This window comes from Brevundimonas sp. UBA2416, assembly GCF_002343105.1.
GTDB lineage: Bacteria > Pseudomonadota > Alphaproteobacteria > Caulobacterales > Caulobacteraceae > Brevundimonas.
Window position 1 is genome coordinate 93,842 of the sequence record NZ_DDRM01000018.1, and the last position, 1,291, is coordinate 95,132.

The 1,291-nt window shown below is 66.8% G+C and carries 1 protein-coding gene and 2 pseudogenes; 2 read left to right on the plus strand and 1 reads right to left on the minus strand.

The genetic code is table 11. The annotated features are described in order from the left end of the window. Window positions 1-612, plus strand: a pseudogene (locus B3E43_RS06255) (phospholipase); the annotation flags it as partial. An 11-nt stretch (window positions 613-623) separates the two neighbouring features. Here B3E43_RS06255 and B3E43_RS06260 read toward each other — a convergent pair. Beyond that, complete coding sequence (locus B3E43_RS06260) at window positions 624-890, minus strand: hypothetical protein (RefSeq protein ID WP_292027656.1); 267 nt, start codon at window positions 888-890, stop codon at window positions 624-626. Window positions 891-1,114: 224 nt separating this feature from the next. Between B3E43_RS06260 and B3E43_RS06265 the strand changes: the two are divergent. Next, window positions 1,115-1,291, plus strand: a pseudogene (locus B3E43_RS06265) (CHC2 zinc finger domain-containing protein); the annotation flags it as partial.

Below are 1,291 nucleotides of genomic sequence, written 5' to 3' on the forward strand. Positions count from 1 at the left end.
GCCCTGCTGGCGGCCGTGGCGGCGGAATACGCCAAGGGCCGCGTCCTGCTGGTGGCCACGACCGACCTGGATTCCCAGCGCGGCGTCAGCTGGGACCTGGGCGCCATAGCGACCCAGGCCTCGCCGGAAGCCCTGGCGCTGTTCCGGAATGTCCTGATCGCATCGGCCAGCATTCCCGGCGCCTTCCCGCCGGTGCTGATACCCTCCGACAACGCGGGTCTGGCCTTCGAGGAGATGCATGTTGACGGGGGCGTGACCACGCCCTTCCTCGCTGTGCCGGAAACCCTCTGGTCCTTCCGCGAGCCCTCGGGGACCCTGCGCGCGGCGCGCTTTTATGTCGTCGTCAACGGCCGGACGAACCCGAGCTTTGCCATCACCCGCGATACCCCGCAGGGCGTGCTGGGCCGCAGTATCGACGTCCTGTTGAGGGCCTCGCTGGTGACGACGCTGGCCGGCAACCGCGCCTTCGCCGACCACAATGACCTGTTCTTCCGATACGCCGCCCTGCCGGACGACTACGAGGTCTCCGCGCTGGACTTCAGCGTGGAATCCATGAGCGCCGTCTATGAGGTCGGCCGCCAGGGCGCGATCACCGGCGCGGCCTGGCGGTAAGGCTGATCGACTCAGGGAAGCGGGGCGAAGCTCTTCTCTTCCCGCAGGGCGCAGGCCTTGCGCACGGCCACCGGCGCGGCGTGAAGCCAGTAGTCGGCGTCTTCGAGCCGGTTGCTCCGCAGCCGCTCGGCGCCGCGCATCCGCCGCAGCGCCGCGTTCTGAAGCAGGCGCGCGTGCAGGGCGCGCGGCGACAGTTCGTGAATGGCGGGGGAACCGGGGACGGCGACGGAGTCGGGGCCTTGGGGCTCCACCGCCGGGCGGGCGATGGTCATGAACATGGGCCGGCTTTCATTCTCGGACGGGTCCGCGGTCTTCGCTGCGGGCCCGCCTGTCTCCGCCCGCTTCCGGGACGGCTATGCGGTTAATCCACAGGTCTGTGGACAGTTCCTGTTCAACAAGAAAACTGTGTACATATTCAGGCGGTTACTGCCGCGCTTTGGCCTTTCTGGTTAACGAAAGGTAAATGCGCCCAAACCGGTGAGTCGCGCGCTATAAGGCGCAGGTGCGCTTCGACGACCGCTTCCTTGAAGAACTGAAGGCCCGCCTTCGGCCGTCCGACATCATCGGGCGGACGGTGAAACTCAAGCGTCAGGGACGCGAATACGTCGGCCTGTCGCCGTTCACGAAAGAGAAGTCGCCGTCCTTCTTCGTCAATGACGACAAGGGCTTCTTCCACGAC

What these genes read in the sequence shown, in the direction of transcription:
- B3E43_RS06260 (WP_292027656.1), bottom strand. Translation starts at nt 890, where the DNA reads ATGTTCATGACCATCGCCCGCCCGGCGGTGGAGCCCCAAGGCCCCGAC.